Source organism: Stenotrophomonas sp. ATCM1_4 (genome assembly GCF_004348115.1).
Classification (GTDB): domain Bacteria; phylum Pseudomonadota; class Gammaproteobacteria; order Xanthomonadales; family Xanthomonadaceae; genus Stenotrophomonas; species Stenotrophomonas capsici.
The window spans coordinates 3,481,643-3,499,412 of the sequence record NZ_QPFB01000001.1 but is presented as its reverse complement, the minus strand read 5'-3'; the positions used below and the strand labels follow the sequence as shown (position 1 = coordinate 3,499,412).

Annotated in this window: 12 protein-coding genes; 9 read left to right on the top strand and 3 right to left on the bottom strand. The window is 66.9% G+C overall.

The window, feature by feature from the left end; genetic code table 11:
* The first annotated feature begins 41 nt into the window (after positions 1-41).
* Together ATCM_RS15975 and ATCM_RS15970 are read left to right on the top strand one after the other, a co-directional pair.
* Positions 42-2,201, top strand: coding sequence for a bifunctional (p)ppGpp synthetase/guanosine-3',5'-bis(diphosphate) 3'-pyrophosphohydrolase (locus ATCM_RS15975; RefSeq protein WP_132865466.1), 2,160 nt, complete (start codon positions 42-44; stop codon positions 2,199-2,201).
* 466 nt (positions 2,202-2,667) lie between these two features.
* The gene (locus ATCM_RS15970) at positions 2,668-3,051 is read left to right on the top strand and encodes a RidA family protein (RefSeq protein ID WP_132865465.1); all 384 of its coding nucleotides are present in this window, start codon (positions 2,668-2,670) and stop codon (positions 3,049-3,051) included.
* Positions 3,052-3,084: 33 nt separating this feature from the next.
* Here ATCM_RS15970 and ATCM_RS15965 read toward each other — a convergent pair whose 3' ends face one another.
* The gene (locus tag ATCM_RS15965) at positions 3,085-4,116 is read right to left on the bottom strand and encodes an AraC family transcriptional regulator (protein WP_207911823.1); all 1,032 of its coding nucleotides are present in this window, start codon (positions 4,114-4,116) and stop codon (positions 3,085-3,087) included.
* Positions 4,117-4,235: 119 nt separating this feature from the next.
* Here ATCM_RS15965 and ATCM_RS15960 point away from each other — a divergent pair, with 119 nt between their 5' ends.
* The 7 genes from ATCM_RS15960 to ATCM_RS15930 all read left to right on the top strand — a co-directional run bounded on the left by ATCM_RS15960 (position 4,236) and on the right by ATCM_RS15930 (position 14,349).
* Entirely contained in the window at positions 4,236-5,471 is a 1,236-nt protein-coding gene (locus tag ATCM_RS15960) for a parallel beta-helix domain-containing protein (protein WP_132865464.1), read from the top strand.
* 9 nt (positions 5,472-5,480) lie between these two features.
* Entirely contained in the window at positions 5,481-6,671 is a 1,191-nt protein-coding gene (locus ATCM_RS15955) for an SO2930 family diheme c-type cytochrome (RefSeq protein ID WP_243694037.1), read from the top strand.
* Between the two features lie 56 nt (positions 6,672-6,727).
* A complete protein-coding gene (locus ATCM_RS15950) occupies positions 6,728-9,145 on the top strand; it encodes a TonB-dependent receptor (protein WP_165931201.1) in 2,418 nt (805 codons plus the stop codon).
* Positions 9,146-9,343: 198 nt separating this feature from the next.
* Entirely contained in the window at positions 9,344-11,449 is a 2,106-nt protein-coding gene (gene recG / locus ATCM_RS15945; protein ID WP_132865462.1) for an ATP-dependent DNA helicase RecG, read from the top strand.
* 64 nt (positions 11,450-11,513) lie between these two features.
* Positions 11,514-12,449 carry a nucleoside hydrolase gene (locus tag ATCM_RS15940; protein ID WP_132865461.1) on the top strand — a complete coding sequence of 312 codons (936 nt, stop codon included), beginning with the start codon at positions 11,514-11,516 and terminating at the stop codon, positions 12,447-12,449.
* A gap of 86 nt (positions 12,450-12,535) precedes the next feature.
* The gene (locus ATCM_RS15935; protein WP_132865460.1) at positions 12,536-12,778 is read left to right on the top strand and encodes a type B 50S ribosomal protein L31; all 243 of its coding nucleotides are present in this window, start codon (positions 12,536-12,538) and stop codon (positions 12,776-12,778) included.
* Positions 12,779-13,074: 296 nt separating this feature from the next.
* Positions 13,075-14,349 carry a citrate synthase gene (locus ATCM_RS15930; RefSeq protein ID WP_132865459.1) on the top strand — a complete coding sequence of 425 codons (1,275 nt, stop codon included), beginning with the start codon at positions 13,075-13,077 and terminating at the stop codon, positions 14,347-14,349.
* A gap of 249 nt (positions 14,350-14,598) precedes the next feature.
* On the opposite strand, the gene ATCM_RS15925 is transcribed toward ATCM_RS15930, so the two are convergent.
* The gene (locus ATCM_RS15925; RefSeq protein ID WP_132865458.1) at positions 14,599-15,219 is read right to left on the bottom strand and encodes a hypothetical protein; all 621 of its coding nucleotides are present in this window, start codon (positions 15,217-15,219) and stop codon (positions 14,599-14,601) included.
* 77 nt (positions 15,220-15,296) lie between these two features.
* Positions 15,297-17,729: a penicillin-binding protein 1A gene (locus ATCM_RS15920; RefSeq protein ID WP_132865457.1), complete on the bottom strand. Its 2,433-nt coding sequence runs from the start codon at positions 17,727-17,729 to the stop codon at positions 15,297-15,299.
* Between the last annotated feature and the right edge of the window lie 41 nt (positions 17,730-17,770).

Here is a 17,770-nt window from a genome sequence, read left to right as displayed (position 1 = left end):
CCGGGTTTGCCGAAGATCGCCTGCTGGCATAGTCTTCCGCCATGAACCCAGGCCCTTCCGCCCAGGTAGCCACGCCCGCGGGCGGGGCGGTACCTGACTACGTACTCCAACTCGAACGCGCAGCCAGCTACCTGCCCGCCGAGCAGCTGCCGTTGCTGCGTCGCGCCTGGGAAGTGGGCGCCACCGCGCACGCGGGCCAGACCCGCAAGTCCGGCGAGCCCTACATCACCCATCCGGTCGCCGTCGCGCGCATCCTGGCCGAGCTCGGCCTGGACGTGGAAACGCTGATCGCCGCGATCCTGCACGACACCATCGAGGACACCCCGCTCACCGCCGCGGAACTGGCCGGTGAGTTCGGGCAGGCCGTGGCCGACCTGGTGGACGGTGTCACCAAACTGGACAAGCTCAAGTTCCGCGACCGCCAGGAAGCGGCCGCCGAGAGCTTCCGCAAGATGCTGCTGGCGATGTCGCGCGACCTGCGCGTGATCATGATCAAGCTGGCCGACCGCCTGCACAACATGCGCACCCTGGGCGCGCAGAGTGCCGAGGCGCGGCGCCGCATCGCCACCGAGACGCTGGACATCTACGCGCCCATCGCCCAGCGCCTGGGCATGAACCTGATCAAGTCCGAGCTGCAGAACCTGGGCTTCCGCGCGCTGTACCCGTGGCGTCACGCCATCATCGAAAAGCACATCCGCAGCCAGCCGGTGGTCCGCCGCGAGGCGATGGCGCAGGTGGAGGTGCAGTTGTCGCAGCGGCTGGCGCGCGAAGGGCTGGAGCACCGCCTGATCAGCCGCATCAAGACGCCCTGGAGCATCTACACCAAGATGCGCGAGGAGAACAAAACCTTCGACCAGGTGATGGACGTGTTCGGCTTCCGCCTGGTCGTGCGCAACGTGCCCAACTGTTACCACGCGCTGGGCGCGGTGCATGCCGCGTTCAAGCCGCTGGACGGGCGCTTCCGCGACTTCATCGCCATCCCCAAGGCCAACGGCTACCAATCGCTGCACACCGTGCTGTTCGGGCCGTACGGCTCGCCGATCGAGGTGCAGATCCGCACCGAGGAGATGGACCTGATCGCCGAGCGCGGCGTGGCCGCGCACTGGACCTACAAGTTCGGTGGCGACAGCCCCAACAGCGCGCAGAGCCGCGCGCACGCGTGGATCGTGGAGCTGATCGACTCCCAGCGCACCGCCGGTTCGTCGCTGGAGTTCCTGGACAACGTCAAGGTCGACCTGTTCCCGGACGAGGTCTACCTGTTCACGCCCAAGGGCAAGATCCTGGCGCTGCCGCGCAACTCCACCGCGCTGGACTTCGCCTATGCGGTGCATACCGACGTGGGCAACCGCGCGGTGGCTTCGCGCGTGGACAAGAAACTGGTGCCGCTGCGCACGCGCCTGGTCAGCGGGCAGACGGTGGAGATCATCACCGCGCGCTCGGCCTCGCCCAAGCCGCAATGGCTGGAATTCGTGGTCAGCAGCAAGGCGCGCACCGCCATCCGCCACCAGCTCAAGCAGCTCGAGCACGAGGACGCGGTGCAGCTGGGGCACAGCATGCTCGACCGCGCGCTGGAAGCGATGGACAGTTCGATCGAGCGCCTGCCCAAGGGCCGCCTGGATGCGTTCCTGGCCGAGCAGCGTTATCCGCGCCTGGAGGCTTTCCTGGCCGACGTGGCGCTGGGCAACTGGATGCCCACCCAGGCCGCGCAGGCACTGATGTCCTACGCCGAGCTGCGCGGTGGCAATGCGCCGAGCCGCCGCCAGGAGAAGATCCTGATCAACGGCAGCGAGCGTGGCGTGGTCAGCTTCGCCGGCTGCTGCCAGCCGATCCCGGGCGACGACATCATGGGTTACCACACCGCCGGCAAGGGCATCGTGGTGCACCGGCTGGACTGTCCGAACCTGGCCGAGCTGCGCAAGTCGCCCGAGCGCTGGGTGCCGATCGGCTGGGACACCAACGTGGTGGGCGACTACGACACCGCGCTGGTGGTGGAAGTGGAGAACGGCACCGGCGTGCTAGCGCAACTGGCCGCGGCCATCGCGCAGAGCCACTCCAACATCGAGCGCGTGGATTACCTGGACCGCGACTTCAACGCGGCGGTGCTGTGCTTCAACATCCAGGTCCGTGACCGCAACCACCTGGCCGAAGTGATGCGTCGCCTGCGTCGGTTGCAGGTGGTGCAGGCGGTGCGCCGGCAGTAGTCGGCGCTTGGCCTGGGCAAGCGTGGCGGGGAGTGCATCCCTTCCACGCAGCCCTCATGTGCCGGTAGCGCCGGGTCATGCTTGGCGAATGCAGGCCGGAAGCGCTTTTCCACAACCGGTGTGCGGCACTGCACGGAGAACTTGTGGATAAGGGCGCGCAGCCCTTGTGCCCCAAGGCTTCGCAACGTGTGGTGAAGATTTGTCCAGCCTGGCCTGCGTGGTCACCATGCGCCGGTAGCGCCAAGCCGTGCGTGGCGAATGCAGGCCCGAACCGCTTTTCCACAATCGGTGTGCGGCACTGCACGGAGAACTTGTGGATAAGGGTGCGCAGCCCTTGTGTCCCAAGGCTTCGCAACGTGTGGTGAAGAATTGTCCATGTGCATGAACCGGCCATTGCGCGGGTGATGACTGGGCCGTCATGGGCCGACGTTACAATGGCCGACCTTTTTCCCATGTGGAGCTGCCCATGTCCCGCCAGATCATCAACACCGCCAACGCCCCGGCCGCCATCGGCCCGTACTCGCAGGCCGTGCGTGCCGGCAACACCGTCTACTTCTCCGGCCAGATCCCGCTGGACCCGGCCACCGGTGACATCGTCGCCGGCGACGTGACCGCACAGGCCCGTCGTGCGTTCGACAACCTCAAGGCCGTGGCCGAGGAAGCCGGCGGTTCGCTGGACAAGATGGTGCGCCTGGGCCTGTACCTGACCGACCTGGGCGAGTTCGCCAAGGTCAACGCGGTGATGCAGGAGTACTTCCAGGCGCCGTTCCCGGCCCGTTCGACCATCGAAGTGTCGGGCCTGCCGAAGGGCGCCGCGTTCGAAGTCGACGCCATCATGGTGCTGGAGTAATCCAGCGGCCAGCGGGGGCCTGCCTGCAGGCCCTCAGGCCAGGGGACGCCGGGTCTGGCTCGGCGTCTGCCCGGTCCAACGCTTGAAGGCGCGACGGAACTCACGCGCGTCGTTGAAGCCGAGCTGGTTGCCGATCGCGGCGATGCCCAGTTCGGGATCCTGCAGCAGTTCCAGGGCCCGTTCGGTGCGGATGCGGTCGTGTACCTCGCTGAAGGAGGTTTCCTCCTCGGCCAGCTGCCGGCGCAATGTGCGTTCGCTCAGGTGCAGGGCCAGGGCGACGTCGCTCATCTGCGGGTTGTCCCGCAACTGCGGGCGCAGCAGCCGCTCCACCGCCGCGGTGGTCTCGCCGCGCATCGACAGGCTGGCGAGCTGGCCATGGCACAACGCCAGGGCCTGCTGCGAGGTCACCGGGTTGTAGCTGGCGAAAGGCAGGTCCATCCAGCGCCGGTCGAGCAACACCGCATGCCGCGCCTGCTCGAAGCGGACCTCGCAGCGGAACAGCGTTGCGTACTGGGCCGCGTAGCCGGGTGCGGGATAGCCCAGCTCCACCCAGAGCGGGCTGAAGCGCTCGCCGGCCAGTTCACGGCCCAGCATCAGCACGCTGGAAAACAGTTCCTCGCACAGGAATGGCAACAGGTCATGTGATTCCTCCGGCGCGGTGGCCACCAGCGCCAGGGTCTGGGCATCGTGCTCATGCAGGCTCAATGTCATCAATGGGCCCAGGTTGCGCTGGTAGTCCAGGCCGATGCGCACCGCATCGCCGAAGGTGCGCGCGGTCTTCATCGCCAGCCCGAGCAGGCCGAAGTTGCCGCCGTTCTGGCTGCTGCCCATCGCCAGTCCGACGCCGTCGATGGGGAGCGTGGGCAGGGCGCGGCGGATGACCTCGATCGCCTGCCGGTAGGAAATGCGCGTGCGCGGGTCGTCCAGCTGCGTGACGCTCAGGCGCAGGCCGGCCAGCCAGCTCTCGCTGTTGACGCCCAGTTCGCGGCCCATCAGCAACAGGCCACACAGCATGTTGGTGGGGACATCGGCGATGGCCAGCCGGTCCCCGGATCTGCGATGCATCGAAGCTCCCTCCAGCTTGTCCGCTTTGCCCCCCCAAGTATGCCGCTCCTGCCCTTCGCGTGAACACTGGCTGAAAGCCAGACTGCGGCAACATCTGGCGGCGTATGGGAGGCTGAATCATGCAGCGCAGCAATAAATGGGCGGTGGCAGCCGCAGTGGCGGTGCTGGCGTCCGGTTGCCAGAAGCAGGCCGAGCCGGGTCCGGCCGTGGCCGCCGCCGATGGGGCATTTGCGGCCAGCCTGCAGGAACGCCTGCTCGACGCCAAGCCCGGGGACGTGATCGAGATCCCGGCCGGCCGGCACCAGTTCGAGCGCAGCCTGACCCTGCGCGCCGACGGGGTGACCCTGCGCGGTGCCGGCATGGACAAGACCGTGCTCAGCTTCAAGGGGCAGAAGGCCGGTGCCGAAGGGCTGCTGGTCAATGGTGACAACTTCACCATCGAGAACCTCACCATCGAGGACTCCAGGGGCGACGGCCTGAAGATCAGCGAGTCCGAGCACATCACCATCCGCGGCATCAAGGTGCAGTGGACCGGCGGGCCGAGCACCAAGAACGGTGCCTACGGCATCTACCCGGTGCTGACCAAGGACGTGCTGATCGAGAACACCATCTCCATCGGTGCGTCCGATGCGGGCATCTACGTCGGCCAGTCCGACGGGGTGATCGTGCGCGACAGCCGCGCCGAGCAGAACGTGGCCGGCATCGAGGTGGAGAACACCCGCAACGCCGATGTCTACAACAACGTGGCCACCGGCAACACCGGCGGCATCCTGGTATTCAACATGCCCGGGCTGTCGCAGCAGGGCGCCAACATCCGCGTGTTCAACAACAAGGTCATCGCCAACAACCACGCCAACTTCGGTGCCAAGGGCACGCCGGTGGCCAGCGTGCCGGCCGGTTCGGGGGTGGTCATCAATTCCAACGATGACATCGAGGTGTTCGACAACGAGATACGCGACAACGCCACCGCCAACATCATCGTCTCCAGCGTCTATTCCACCGGCTACAAGGACAGCAGCGCGTCGGCCAGCTTCGACCCCTACCCCGAGCGCATCTACATCCACAACAACACGCTGTCCGGCGGCGGTGATTCCCCCGATGGCCTGGACCTGAAGGCGATGAAGGTCGCCACCTTCGGCCTGACCGGCAACTTCCCGGACGTGTTGTGGGATGGCTACTTCAACGCCAACCGAGTGGTCGATGGGGTCCGGATGGGCCCGCAGATCTGCCTGCGCGACGTCAACGGCGTGATCAACGCCGATGGCCCCGGGGGCTACAAGAATCCGAGCAAGGACCTCAAGCCGTTCGATTGCGAATTGCCGCGCTTGCCGGCAATCGACCTGAAGCGGGGTTGAGGACGACCGATGCGTGCGATGCGTGTGCGGGTAGGCATGATGATCGGCGTACTGCTGGCCCTGGTGGGGTGCAGCGGCAAGCCGGCGGTGCATTTCTTCGACGAGGGCCAGCCTGCGACGCTGGACCAGTGGCACGTGCTGCGGGTCGAGGGGGGCAAGCTGCGACTCAATGACGGGGTGGTGCCGTATGACCTGAACACCCCGTTGTTCAGCGACTACGCGCACAAGCTGCGCACGGTGTGGATGCCGGAAGGAAAGGCCGCCGGCTATCAGCCGGAGAATGCCTTCGATTTCCCGGTCGGCACCATCCTCAGCAAGACGTTCTACTACCCGCTGCCGGCAGGGGGCGGCGCTGACGCCATGGCGGTGGCGCGCACGCCGCCCTCGCAGTCCTCGTTGCAGGGTGAGGTGCTGGACCTGTCCAGGGTGCGCCTGATCGAAACGCGGCTGCTGGTGCATCGCCAACAGGGCTGGGTGGCGTTGCCGTATGTATGGAACCGCGAGCAGACCATTGCCACGCTCAAGCGCACCGGCGATACGGTTGAACTGGAGCTGGTGGACGCGGCCGGCGCGCGCGAGGCGCTGAGCTACCAGGTCCCGGACCAGAACCAATGCGGCGGCTGCCACATCACCGACAACCGGTCGCGCAAGTTGCTGCCGATCGGCCCCAAGGCCCGGAACCTCAACCGTGACTTCGACTACGCCGGGGGGCGCGAGAACCAGTTGGCGCACCTGGCGCGGGTGGGTTACCTGCAGGGCGCGCCGGCCCCGGCGCAGGCACCACGGGCCGCCGATGCCACCGATCCGCAGGCATCGCTGGATGCGCGTGCACGTGCTTACCTGGACGTGAACTGCGGGCATTGCCACAGCCGCACCGGCCCGGCGATCACCTCCGGGCTGTGGCTGGACGCGCCCACCCGCGATCACCTGAAACTCGGCCTGTGCAAGCAGCCCATCGCCGCCGGCAAGGGCACCGGCAACCGGTTGTATGACGTGCTGCCCGGTGACGCCGACGCCTCGATCATCGCCTTCCGCATGGACAGCGACGATCCGGCGGTGATGATGCCGGAGCTGGGCAGGGCGGTGGTGCACAAGGAAGGTCTGGCATTGATCCGGCAATGGATCAATGGGCTTGAAGGTAGTTGCGATACGACGGCCGGCGCGGGGCCGGTCAACACGACGGGACCGCCGGCCGGTTGAGGTCGGTTTCACCCACTGCTGGGAGAGAGGCGATGCGAGTGAAACAACGGAGTCTGGTGACAGGGCTGCAGCGGGCGATGGCCGGGCTGGTGGTGCTGGGGACGGCCGGTACGGCCATGGCGCAATCGGCGAGGGAGGACGCGGCGACCACGCTGGACCGGATCACGGTCACCGCGCAGAGCCGCCAGCAGGAGATCCAGGACGTACCGATCGCCCTGCAGGTGGTCGACCAGAACCTGCTCAGCGACGTGGCCGCCGAGAACCTGGGTGACATCGACGCGTTCGTGCCGGGCCTGGTGATCGATGCGGTACAGCCGACCCAGCCTTCGTTCCGGCTGCGCGGCGTGGAAACCGACGATTTCGGCATCGGCACCGATCCGGCCGTGGGCATCTTCGTCGACGGCGTGTACGGGGGGCGCGGCGGCGGGGTGCTGTTGCCGTTCGTCGACGTGGAGCGCATCGAAGTGCTGAAGGGCCCGCAGGGCACGCTGTTCGGCCGCAACACCGCCGCCGGTGCGATCTCGCTGATCACCCGCCGGCCACAGGCCGACGTGGAAGCGCGTGCGACGGTGCGGGTCGGCAACTACGGCAAGAAGTACGCCGATGCGATGTGGAACATCCCCACCGGCGACAACTCCGCGCTGCGCTTCAACGCCCTGATCAATACCAGCGATGGCTGGTTCCAGGACGGTGCCACCGGCAAGGACCTGGGCGGGGACAATGTCTGGGCCACGCGCGCGGCCTGGCAGTCGCGCTTTGGCGACAACACCACCGCCTACATCACCTGGGACCATGAAAGCCTGGACCAGAACGGTCGCGTCACCACCGGCATCGTGGCGCTGCCGGACTACCCGGCGCGCCCCACCGTGCCAGTGGATCCCAACGACTATCTGGACCCGCGCAAGGTCAAGACCTACAGCGATGCCGACAATGCCGAATGGCGCACGTTCGATGGCGTGACGCTGATCGTCGACCATGCGCTGGCCTGGGGCAATTTCACCTCGACCAGTTCCTGGCGCAAGTACGACTCGACCAACCACACCGAGGAGGACGGCACCAACCGCGCCGACCTGTACGTGGATTCGAAGAACACCGAGAGCAACGAGACCTTCTACCAGGAGTTCAAGTTCTCCGGCAGCAACGACCACATCGACTGGGTGGCCGGTGCCAGCTACTTCAACGAGGACGCGCGCCAGACCAGCGAGGTCAATACCAACACCGAGGCGGTGGACAACATCGTCCGCAACATGGGCATCGCCCCCACGCCCGACGGCAGCCTGTTCGGCTTCACCTCGATGCTGGCGCAGATGAACGGCATCCCGATCTCGCTGGTGGGCGAAAAGTGGAACGAGCGCTTCCTCAACACGCTCGACACCACGTCCTATGCGGTGTTCGGTGACGTGATCTGGAAGGCCACCGACCGCCTCAACCTGACCTTCGGCCTGCGCTACACGCGCGACGAGAAGGACTTCACCTGGCTCAACACGCCGCGCAACGCGCCCGGCCTGGAGGCCAAGCTGGACACGCTGGAGGCGCTGGGCTTCTTCCAGGCGCTGGCCGGCATGGGCGTTCCGATCACCCGTGAACTGCTGACCTTCGACATGGCCTTCATCGATGCGCCGGCGATGGTCAACAAGGGCAAGCTGGTCCGCGACAAGAAGCGCTGGAGCGACTGGAGCCCGCGCATCGTCATCGACTACCACGTCAATGACGACACCATGGTGTTCGCGTCGCTGGCCAAGGGCTACAAGGCCGGTGGCTTCAACGCGCTGCAGATCGGCCCGGCGTTCGAGAACGAGGACGTGTGGAACCTGGAGATGGGCATCAAGCAGAGCTTCGCCCGCTTCTCGTACAACGCCTCGGTCTTCCACTACCGCTATGACAACCGCCAGGCCATCCGCCTGGTCGACCCGGACCCGAACAACCCGGTCGACATCCCACGCTACGTCTTCGACACCGGTGACCTGGAAGCGACCGGCGTGGACTTTGACATGCGCTGGAAAGTCACCGATGCCTTCAGCCTGGATGCGCAGGCCGAGTGGATCGACTCCAAGTACAAGAACTACGTGACGCCCGAGGGAGTCGACCTGGACGGCGAGCCGACCGGCGAACCGCGCTTCACCGCTTCGGCCGGCGCCGCATACCAGGCTGATCTCGGTGGCAACGGCCAGCTGCGCTTCTCGGTCCGGCAGGCGTACCGCGGCGCACAGCGTTGCAACGAGGCCTCCGACCTGCAGGGTGACTGCGGCATCAGCAGGCTGCTCAACGTGGGCCAATCCCGGCAACGCACGGATGCACGCATCGCCTGGACCTCGCCGCTGGGCCACTTCAACTGGGCGGTGTACGCCAACAACGTGTTCGACAAGCAGTACGTGCGCGGCCTGAACACCTACGGCCGTGGCCCGCTGGGCGTGGTCGGCGCGACCATCACCGATCCGCGCACCTACGGTCTGGAAATGACCGTGAAGTTCTAGGCGTTCCAAGCCCTTCTCCCGTGCACGGGAGAAGGGCCGGGATGAGGGCAGGGGGACAGGCAGGTCCCCCGAAGGCGCCCAGACACAGCCCTCATCCCACCTTTCACCTCGGACTTCCAACGCTGCAAGGGGAAGGAAACCCCGGCGCCCACCGCGGCCGGGGTTTCTGTTTTGGGCACATGACGGCATCCTTGTCACATGTCTGCCCGTCGTGACGCCGTATCCCTTGACCTGTCCACCGAACCGCTCAGCCGCCTTGCCGGCGTCGGGCCGCGGGTGGCCGCCAAGCTGGAGGCGCGGGGGCTGACCACGCTGCAGGACCTGTGGCTGCACCTGCCGCTGCGCTACGAGGACCGCACCACGCTGCTGCCGATCCGCGCGTTGAAGGCGGGCCTGGCCGCGCAGGTGGAGGGCAGGGTGGAGGCGGTGGAGCGTGGTTTCCGCTACCGGCCGATGCTGCGCGTGGCCATCGGCGATGATTCCGGCGGCACGCTGGTGCTGCGCTTCTTCCATTTCCGCGCCGCGCAGGTGGCGCAGTTCAGCGTCGGCACGCGGCTGCGTTGCTATGGCACGCCGCGCGCCGGGCAGCACGGGCTGGAAATCGTCCATCCCAGCTATCGGGTACTCGGCGACGGCGAGGAGGCCGGGCTGGGCGAAGCGCTGGACCCGGTGTATCCGGCGGTGGAAGGCATCGGTCCGGCCAGCCTGCGCAAGCTGATCGGGCAGGCGCTGGATCGCCTGCCGGAGGAGGCACGGCTGGAACTGCTGCCGGCCGATCTGCTGGCCGGCCTGAACCTGCCATCGCTACGTGACGCCCTGCTGACCATGCACCGCCCGCCGGCCACGGCCGACATCGCCGCGCTGGCCGCCGGGACGCATCCGGCGCAGCGTCGCCTGGCGATGGAGGAACTGCTGGCCCATCACCTGAGCCTGCGCCGCCAGCGCATCGCCCTGCAGCAGCATCGCGCGCCGTCGCTGCGTGGCCGTGATGGGCTGGTCAAGGCTTTGCTCGACGCCTTGCCGTTCAAGCTGACCGGTGCCCAGCAGCGCGTGTTCGACGAGATCCGCAAGGATCTGGCGCGGGCCCACCCGATGTTGCGGCTGGTGCAGGGCGATGTCGGTTCGGGCAAGACCGTGGTCGCCGCGCTGGCGGCGATGTTGGCGGTCGAGCGCGGCAAGCAGGCGGCGCTGGCCGCGCCGACCGAGTTGCTGGCCGAACAGCATCTGGCCAACCTGCGTGGCTGGCTGGAGCCGTTGGGCGTGCGCGTCGCGTGGCTGGCGGGCAAGGTCACCGGCAAGGCGCGCAACAAGGTGCTGGAGGACGTCGCCTCCGGGCACGCGCAGGTGGTGGTCGGCACGCATGCATTGATGCAGGACAACGTGGTGTTCAACGACCTGGCGCTGGCCATCGTCGACGAGCAGCACCGCTTCGGCGTGCACCAGCGCCTGGCCCTGCGCGACAAGGGCGCCAGCGCCGGCGTCGTGCCGCACCAACTGGTGATGACCGCCACCCCCATCCCGCGCACGCTGGCCATGGCCGCGTATTCGGACCTGGATGTCTCGGCCATCGACGAGCTGCCCCCCGGGCGCACGCCGGTGCAGACCATCGTGATCAGCGCCGAACGTCGTCCCGAACTGGTCGAGCGCATCCGTGTCGCCTGCCAGCAGGGGCGTCAGGTGTATTGGGTGTGCACGTTGATCGACGAAAGCGACGAGGTCGTTGCCACTGCCGCGCAGGCCACCTTCGAGGCGCTGTCGGCGCAGTTGCCGGAACTGCGCATCGGGCTGGTGCACGGGCGCATGAAGGCGGCCGAGAAGCAGGCGGCCATGCGTGCCTTCAAGTCCGCCGGGACCGACCTGTTGGTGGCCACCACCGTGATCGAGGTCGGCGTGGACGTGCCCAATGCTTCGCTGATGATCATCGAGAACGCCGAGCGGCTGGGCCTGGCCCAGTTGCACCAGCTGCGCGGGCGGGTGGGGCGCGGGGCCACCGCCTCCAGCTGCGTGCTGATGTACCAGGCGCCGCTGTCGAACATGGCGCGCGAACGGCTGGAAACCATGCGCCACACCGCCGACGGCTTCCTGATCGCCGAGAAGGACCTGGAGCTGCGCGGTCCCGGCGAACTGCTGGGCACCCGCCAGACCGGCCTGGCCGCGTTCCGCGTGGCCGACCTGGCGCGCGACGCGGGCATGTTGCCGGCGGTTCACGACCTGGCCGAGCGCCTGCTGGCGCAGTCGCCGGACCTGGCCGACCGGGTGGTCCGGCGCTGGATCGGTGGCGCGGTGCGCTACGCATCGGCCTGATCGCGTGCTTCCCCTGTCATGGAGGAGATGACAGACTCCATTGCCAACCAAAGTGAAGCAGAAGATGAGCAAGAAGATACCGTTGCTGATTGATACCGATCCGGGTGTGGACGACGCGCTGGCGCTGTTGATGGCCTTTGCCGACGAACGCCACGAGGTGATCGGTCTGACGGTAGCGGCCGGCAACGTCGGGCTCGAGTACACCGTGCGCAATGCGTTGAAGTTGTGCGAAGTGGCCGGCCGTGGAGACGTGCCGGTGTTTGCCGGCACGCCCGACCCGCTGGTCTACCCGGCCGAGGACGCCGCCCACGTGCATGGCCGCGATGGTTTTGGCGACGTCGACCTGCCGCACGCCGCACGCCAGGCTGAAGCCGAGCACGCCGCATTGGCAATCCTGCGCCTCTCCCACGAATACGCCGGCGAGTTGCTGCTGGTGGCCTTGGGCCCACTGACCAATATCGCGCTGGCGCTGAAGCTGGACCCGACCCTGCCGCAGCGCGTGAAGCGCTTCCTGGTGATGGGCGGTGCCATCAATGGCCACGGCAACATCACCCCGGTGGCCGAGTTCAACATCGCCTTCGATCCGGAAGCGGCGCACATCGTGTTCACCAGCTTCCCGCATATCGAAGTGGCCGACTGGGAAGCCACGATCGCCCACGGCATGCTGCACCGGAGCGTGGAGACGTGGCTGGCCGCCGATTCGGACAAGGCGCGCTTCTATGAGCTGATCTCGCGCAAGACGCGTCTGTGGTCGGAAGACAGCCGCGGCGAGCACTGGTATGCCGCCGATGCCCTGGCCATGGCATGGGCGCTGCAGCCCGACGGTGCCACGCAGCTCGAGCAGCGCCCGCTGTCGATTGAGCTGACCGGTGCGCGGACCCGCGGTGCGACCGTGGTGGACTGGAACCGCCAGACCGGCGCGCCGGACAACACCACTTTGCTGGTCGGCTACGACCAGGCCCGGTTCGAAGCTCAGGTGCAGCGCGCCCTGGGCGCCTGAAACCCGGGTTGAATTCGCGGCTTGCTCCCGAGGCAAGCCGGGACTATAATGCCGCTCTTGACCACCAGCCCACACGGTGCGAGCCCATGAAGGCCGATATCCATCCCGATTACCACAACGTCGTTTTCCACGACGTCACCTCCGACTTCAAGTTCCTGACCCGTTCGACCATGTCCTCCAAGGAGACGGTCAAGTGGGAAGATGGTGAAGATTACCCGCTGATCAAGGTCGAAATTTCCTCGGCCTCGCACCCGTTCTACACGGGCAAGCACAAGGTCATCGACACCAGCGGTCGTATCGACAAGTTCCAGAAGCGCTACGCCCGCTAATCTGGTTGTTGTTGTACGCACACAAACATCGGCCGCGCATTGCGTGGCCGATGTTTTGTGCTGTCTGCAGCTTGCTGAACCGATGCTCAATCCGGCTGGCATTGCCGATAACGCTGTGTCGCATTGCCGGGGCTGCTATAAGACTTTCGTCTGCGCAATCTGGAATTGCTGCTGTGCGATAATAGTGGCAACCGCAGCCGGAAACAGCATGAAAAGCTGCGGATTTCCTTCACGCGTCTGGCCACGGTCACCTCTCTGATCCATGGTCGGCGCCTTCTACTTGAGGAGCGCACACTGTGTCCGATCTTGATCAGGTCACGCTCAACGCCGGCGACAAGTCGGTCGTTCTGCCTGTCGTCAAACCCGTTCTGGGCAATAACTGTGTCGATATCTCGAAGCTGACCAAGGAAACCGGTCTCTTCACCTACGACTCGGGCTACACCGCCACCGCCAGCTGCAAGTCGGCCATCACCTACATCGATGGCGACAATGGCGTGCTGCTGTACCGCGGTTACCCGATCGAACAGCTGGCCGAGAAGTCCAGCTTCGTCGAAGTCGCCTACCTGCTGATCAATGGCGAGCGCCCGGACGCCGCCCAGCTGAAGGCCTTCGAAGCCGAACTCACCGCCGAAGCCGGCGTTGACGCCTCGATCAACACGCTGATCGGCAGCTTCGCCAAGGATGCCCATCCGATGGCGATCCTGGCTGCCTCGATCGCGCAGCTCTCGGCCAAGTATCACGACTCGCTGGACCTGGCCGACGCCGAGCAGCGCCGCCAGGCCGCCGTGCGCCTGATCGCCAAGGTGCCGACCCTGTCGGCCCTGATCTACCGCCATGGCAAGGGCCTGCCGGCCAACACCCCGGACACCTCGCTGGATTACGTCAGCCGCTTCCTGAAGCAGACCTTCGAGTCGGCCGATGGCAAGTACGACCTGAACCAGGACGTGGTCAAGGCGCTGGACCTGCTGTTCATCCTGCACGCCGACCATGAGCAGAACGCCTCGACCTCGACCGTGCGTCTGGTCGGTTCCACCGGCGCCAACCCGTACGCCTCGGTCGCCGCTGGCGTGACCGCGCTGTGGGGTCCGGCCCACGGTGGTGCCAACGAAGCCGTGCTGAAGATGCTGGAAGAGATCGGCACCGCCGACAACGTCGAGTCCGCCGTGGTCAAGGCCAAGGACAAGACCTCCGGCTTCCGCCTGATGGGCTTCGGCCACCGCGTCTACAAGAACTTCGACCCGCGCGCCAAGGTCATCGGCGAGATGACCAGCAAGGTGCTCAAGCAGCTGGGCGTGCAGGATCCGCTGCTGGACGTGGCCGTCAAGCTGGAACAGGCCGCGCTGCAGGACGAGTACTTCGTCGCCCGCAAGCTGTACCCGAACGTCGATTTCTACAGCGGCATCATCTACAAGGCGCTGCAGATCCCGACCGAGATGTTCACCGTCATGTTCGCCCTCGGCCGCACCGCCGGCTGGGTGTCGCATTGGCTGGAACAGCAGGTCGACCCGGAAATGAAGATCGGCCGTCCGCGCCAGGTCTACACCGGCCACGACGTGCGCGACTACAAGTAATGGCACCGGCGCAGCAATGCGCCGCACCATGACGACAAAGGCCCCGCAATGCGGGGCCTTCGTGTTCCGGGGGGCCGGGCGTTCCAGCTTCGCGCCCGCGGGCGCTTCTACAACGAGGGGTCCCGGTAGGAGCGGCTTCAGCGGCGAAGCAGGAACGGCATCCGCCGATGCACTGCCGGGAACCAGGCGTTCCTCAAGCGCGGGATTTCCGGCGCCGGCAGGTTTCCGGTTTTGCGCCCCAGGGCGCTCCTATTCGTCGACCAGCAGCTGGCGCAGCTGGGCCAGCGTGGCACGCGGCAGGGGTTTGCCGTCATCGCCGGATACTGGCGGTTGCCGCACCGCGTCCTCGGGCAGGATCACCAGCTCGAAGGCAATCCCATCAGCGGCGAACTCCCAGCCCGGGTAATGTTGGCGCGAGGCATGCCCGGCCAGCTGCAGCGGCCACGCGCGTGCCTCGGCGGGAATCTGCTGGTCATGCAGGAAGTGCTGCACGGCCTCGGCGTCGTCGCAGTGCAGGTGCAGGATGACCGGGCTGCTGTCACCGGCCAGGCCGGTCAGCACCGGGCCGGCCAGGCGCGGCTGGAATGCCTGCAGGAACTGCATCGCCTGCAGCGCCGATGCACGCCGTTGCCGCAGCGCGCCCGGCTGGGTGGTGGAGGCAAACAGGCGCTGGTGCTCGCGCAGCGCCTGCTCGACATCGGCCAGGCGTGGCCACAACGCTTCTTCGTGGATGCCCAGCCGGCTGGCGGCCTTGCGGCGTGCGTGTTCGAAGTCCTGGATGCCGCTCTCGGCGATCAGGCGCGCGGCTTCCTGGGCGATCCGCTGGCGGCCACGTGCGTTGCGCTGGGCGCTCTGTGGGGATGATGGCATCGCGGGCTCCTCCCGGTGGGTGCGGCCCGATTGTAGGCAGGCGGCGGGGTGTGCGTCCCACCGCCTGCGGCAATGCGTCAGAAGATGTCGAACGCGGCGTCGTCGGCGCTCTGGTCCTGCTGCTCGAAGTCGAACTCCTGCATGCGGTCCAGGTCCTCGTTCTTGACCCATTCGGTGGCGCCGTTGAGCGTGGCCTGCACCATGCCCGACGGGGGGTCGTTGCGCGCGATCGGCGCATCCTTCAGGGCCACGCGCATGTAGTCGATCCAGATCGGCAGGGCGGCCTTGCCACCGTACTCGCGGTACCCCAGCGAGCGGAAGTCGTCGCGGCCCACCCACACGGTGGTGGCGAAGGGGCCACCGAAGCCGGAGAACCATGCGTCGCGGTGGTCGTTGGTCGAGCCGGTCTTGCCGCCGACGTCCTCGCGGCCCAGGACCTTGGCCGCGGTGCCGGTACCGCGCTGGACCACGTCACGCATCATCGATACCAGCTGGTAGGCGGTGCGTTCGTCGATGGCGCGTGGCGCGGTGCGTGCATCCGGGTTGACCGGCTTCGGCGGTTGGGACGCGTCGGGCGTGGCGCTGCCGGGCTTCGGGGCGGGGGCAGGGGCGGCTTCGGCACCGAAATTGAAGCCGTCCACCACCTGCGCGACAGGCGCGGCGCCCGGGCCGGAGAGGCCGCCGCAGCCGCGGCAGGCCATGGCCGGGTTCTCCTTGAAGATCACGGTGCCGTCGCGGTCCTTGATCTCATCGATCACCCAGGTATCCACGCGTGAGCCACCGTTGGCGAACACGGCGTAGCCACGCGCCACCGACAGCGGCGTCACCGAGGCCGTGCCCAGCGACATCGACAGGTTCGGCGGCAGCTCGGCTTCCTGGAAGCCGAACTCGCTGATGTACTTGCGCGCATAGTCCACGCCGATGCTGTCGAGCAGGCGCACCGAGACCAGGTTGCGCGACTGCACCAGTGCCTCGCGCAGGCGCATCGGGCCACGGAAGCCGCCGCCGTCGTTCTGCGGCTGCCAGGTCTTGCCGCGGCGGTCGCGGAACACCACCGGTGCGTCGAGCACGATCGAGGCCGGGTTGAAGCCCTTGTCGAACGAGGCGGCGTAGATGAACGGCTTGAAGCTCGAGCCGGGCTGGCGGCGGGCCTGGGTGGCGCGGTTGAACTTGTTGCCGGCGAAGCTGAAGCCACCGACCAGGGCGCGCAGCGCGCCGCTCTCGGCGTCCAGCGACACCAGTGCGGCCTGGCCGCGCGGGAGCTGGTCGATCAGCCACTCGCCTTCCTTGCTGCCCGCGCGCACGCGGATCAGGTCGCCGCGGGTGGCCAGCTTGGCCGGGGTGCGGTTGGTCCAGCGGCTGGCGGCTGCCGGCAGGGTCAGTTCGGTGCGGTCGGCCAGCACCACGCTGATGCCGCCGTCGGCATGCGTGGCCGAGACCACCGCCGGCAGCAGGCCGGCCTGGGCCGGAATGCCGGCGATCTGGCGGGCGAGGGTGGCGGCATCGGCATCGGCGGCGACATCGAAATGCTGCTCGACGCCGTGCCAGCCGTGGCGATGGTCATACAGCATCAGGCCATCGCGCACGGCGATGTTGGCCGCTTCCTGCCAGGTGCCATTGATGGTCGTGGTGACGTGGTAGCCCTTGTTGAGCACGTCGCCGCCGTACTTGGCGATCATCTCCTGGCGGACCATTTCGGCCACGTAGGGCGCGTAGACCTCCACCGGCGGCTCATGCGGGGCGGCATGCATCGGCACGGCCTTGGCCGCGTCGGCTTCGGCCTGGCTGATGAAGTGCAACTCGGCCATGCGCTGCAGCACGTAGTTGTCACGGCGCTGGCGCGCGCGCTCGGGGTTGCTGATCGGGTTGCCGCTGGACGGGAACTTGGGGATGCCGGCCAGCGAGGCCATCTCATCCAGGTCCAGTTCGTTGAGCTTCTTGCCGTAGTAGTACTCGGCCGCGGCACCGATGCCATAGGCGCGATTGCCGAAGAAGCTCTTGTTCAGGTAAAGCTCGAAGATCTCGTCCTTGCTCAGCTCGCTTTCGATCTTGCGGGCCAGCAGGATCTCGGCCAGCTTGCGGGTGTAGCTGTACTCCGAGCTCAGGAAGAACTGGCGGGCGACCTGCTGGGTGATGGTCGAGCCGCCGGGCACGCGCTTGGCGTCGGTGGTGGCCAGCAGCCAGATCGCGCGGCCCACGCCTTTGTAGTCGACGCCGTCATGCTGGTAGAAGCGGGCGTCCTCGGTGGCCAGGAACGCCTGCTTCAGGCGCTCGGGAACGTCCTTCATCTGGATGGGATAGCGCCGGGTCTCACCGAAGACCGCCATCAATTTCCCTTCGCTGTCATAGACATACATCGGCTCCTGGAGCTCGACGTCACGCAGTGACTGGACGTCGGGCAGCTTGGAGGAGACAACGTAATAGAGCGCTCCGGCGGCGATCGCCCCGATCAGGGCGAAGGCGACGAACAGGGCCAGCAGCCAGCGCAGCCAGCGACGGAAACGTGCCATCCAAAGGTCCCAATTGCGGTTTTTGTGGCCGCAGAGTATAG

Bases quoted from the DNA above. Each gene is read 5' to 3' on its own strand.
- recG (WP_132865462.1), top strand. From the start codon at position 9,344: ATGTCTGCCCGTCGTGACGCCGTATCCCTTGACCTGTCCACCGAACCG.
- ATCM_RS15940 (WP_132865461.1), top strand. From the start codon at position 11,514: ATGAGCAAGAAGATACCGTTGCTGATTGATACCGATCCGGGTGTGGAC.
- ATCM_RS15970 (WP_132865465.1), top strand. From the start codon at position 2,668: ATGTCCCGCCAGATCATCAACACCGCCAACGCCCCGGCCGCCATCGGC.
- ATCM_RS15920 (WP_132865457.1), bottom strand. From the start codon at position 17,729: ATGGCACGTTTCCGTCGCTGGCTGCGCTGGCTGCTGGCCCTGTTCGTC.
- ATCM_RS15955 (WP_243694037.1), top strand. From the start codon at position 5,481: ATGCGTGCGATGCGTGTGCGGGTAGGCATGATGATCGGCGTACTGCTG.
- ATCM_RS15960 (WP_132865464.1), top strand. From the start codon at position 4,236: ATGCAGCGCAGCAATAAATGGGCGGTGGCAGCCGCAGTGGCGGTGCTG.
- ATCM_RS15975 (WP_132865466.1), top strand. From the start codon at position 42: ATGAACCCAGGCCCTTCCGCCCAGGTAGCCACGCCCGCGGGCGGGGCG.
- ATCM_RS15925 (WP_132865458.1), bottom strand. From the start codon at position 15,219: ATGCCATCATCCCCACAGAGCGCCCAGCGCAACGCACGTGGCCGCCAG.
- ATCM_RS15965 (WP_207911823.1), bottom strand. From the start codon at position 4,116: ATGCATCGCAGATCCGGGGACCGGCTGGCCATCGCCGATGTCCCCACC.
- ATCM_RS15935 (WP_132865460.1), top strand. From the start codon at position 12,536: ATGAAGGCCGATATCCATCCCGATTACCACAACGTCGTTTTCCACGAC.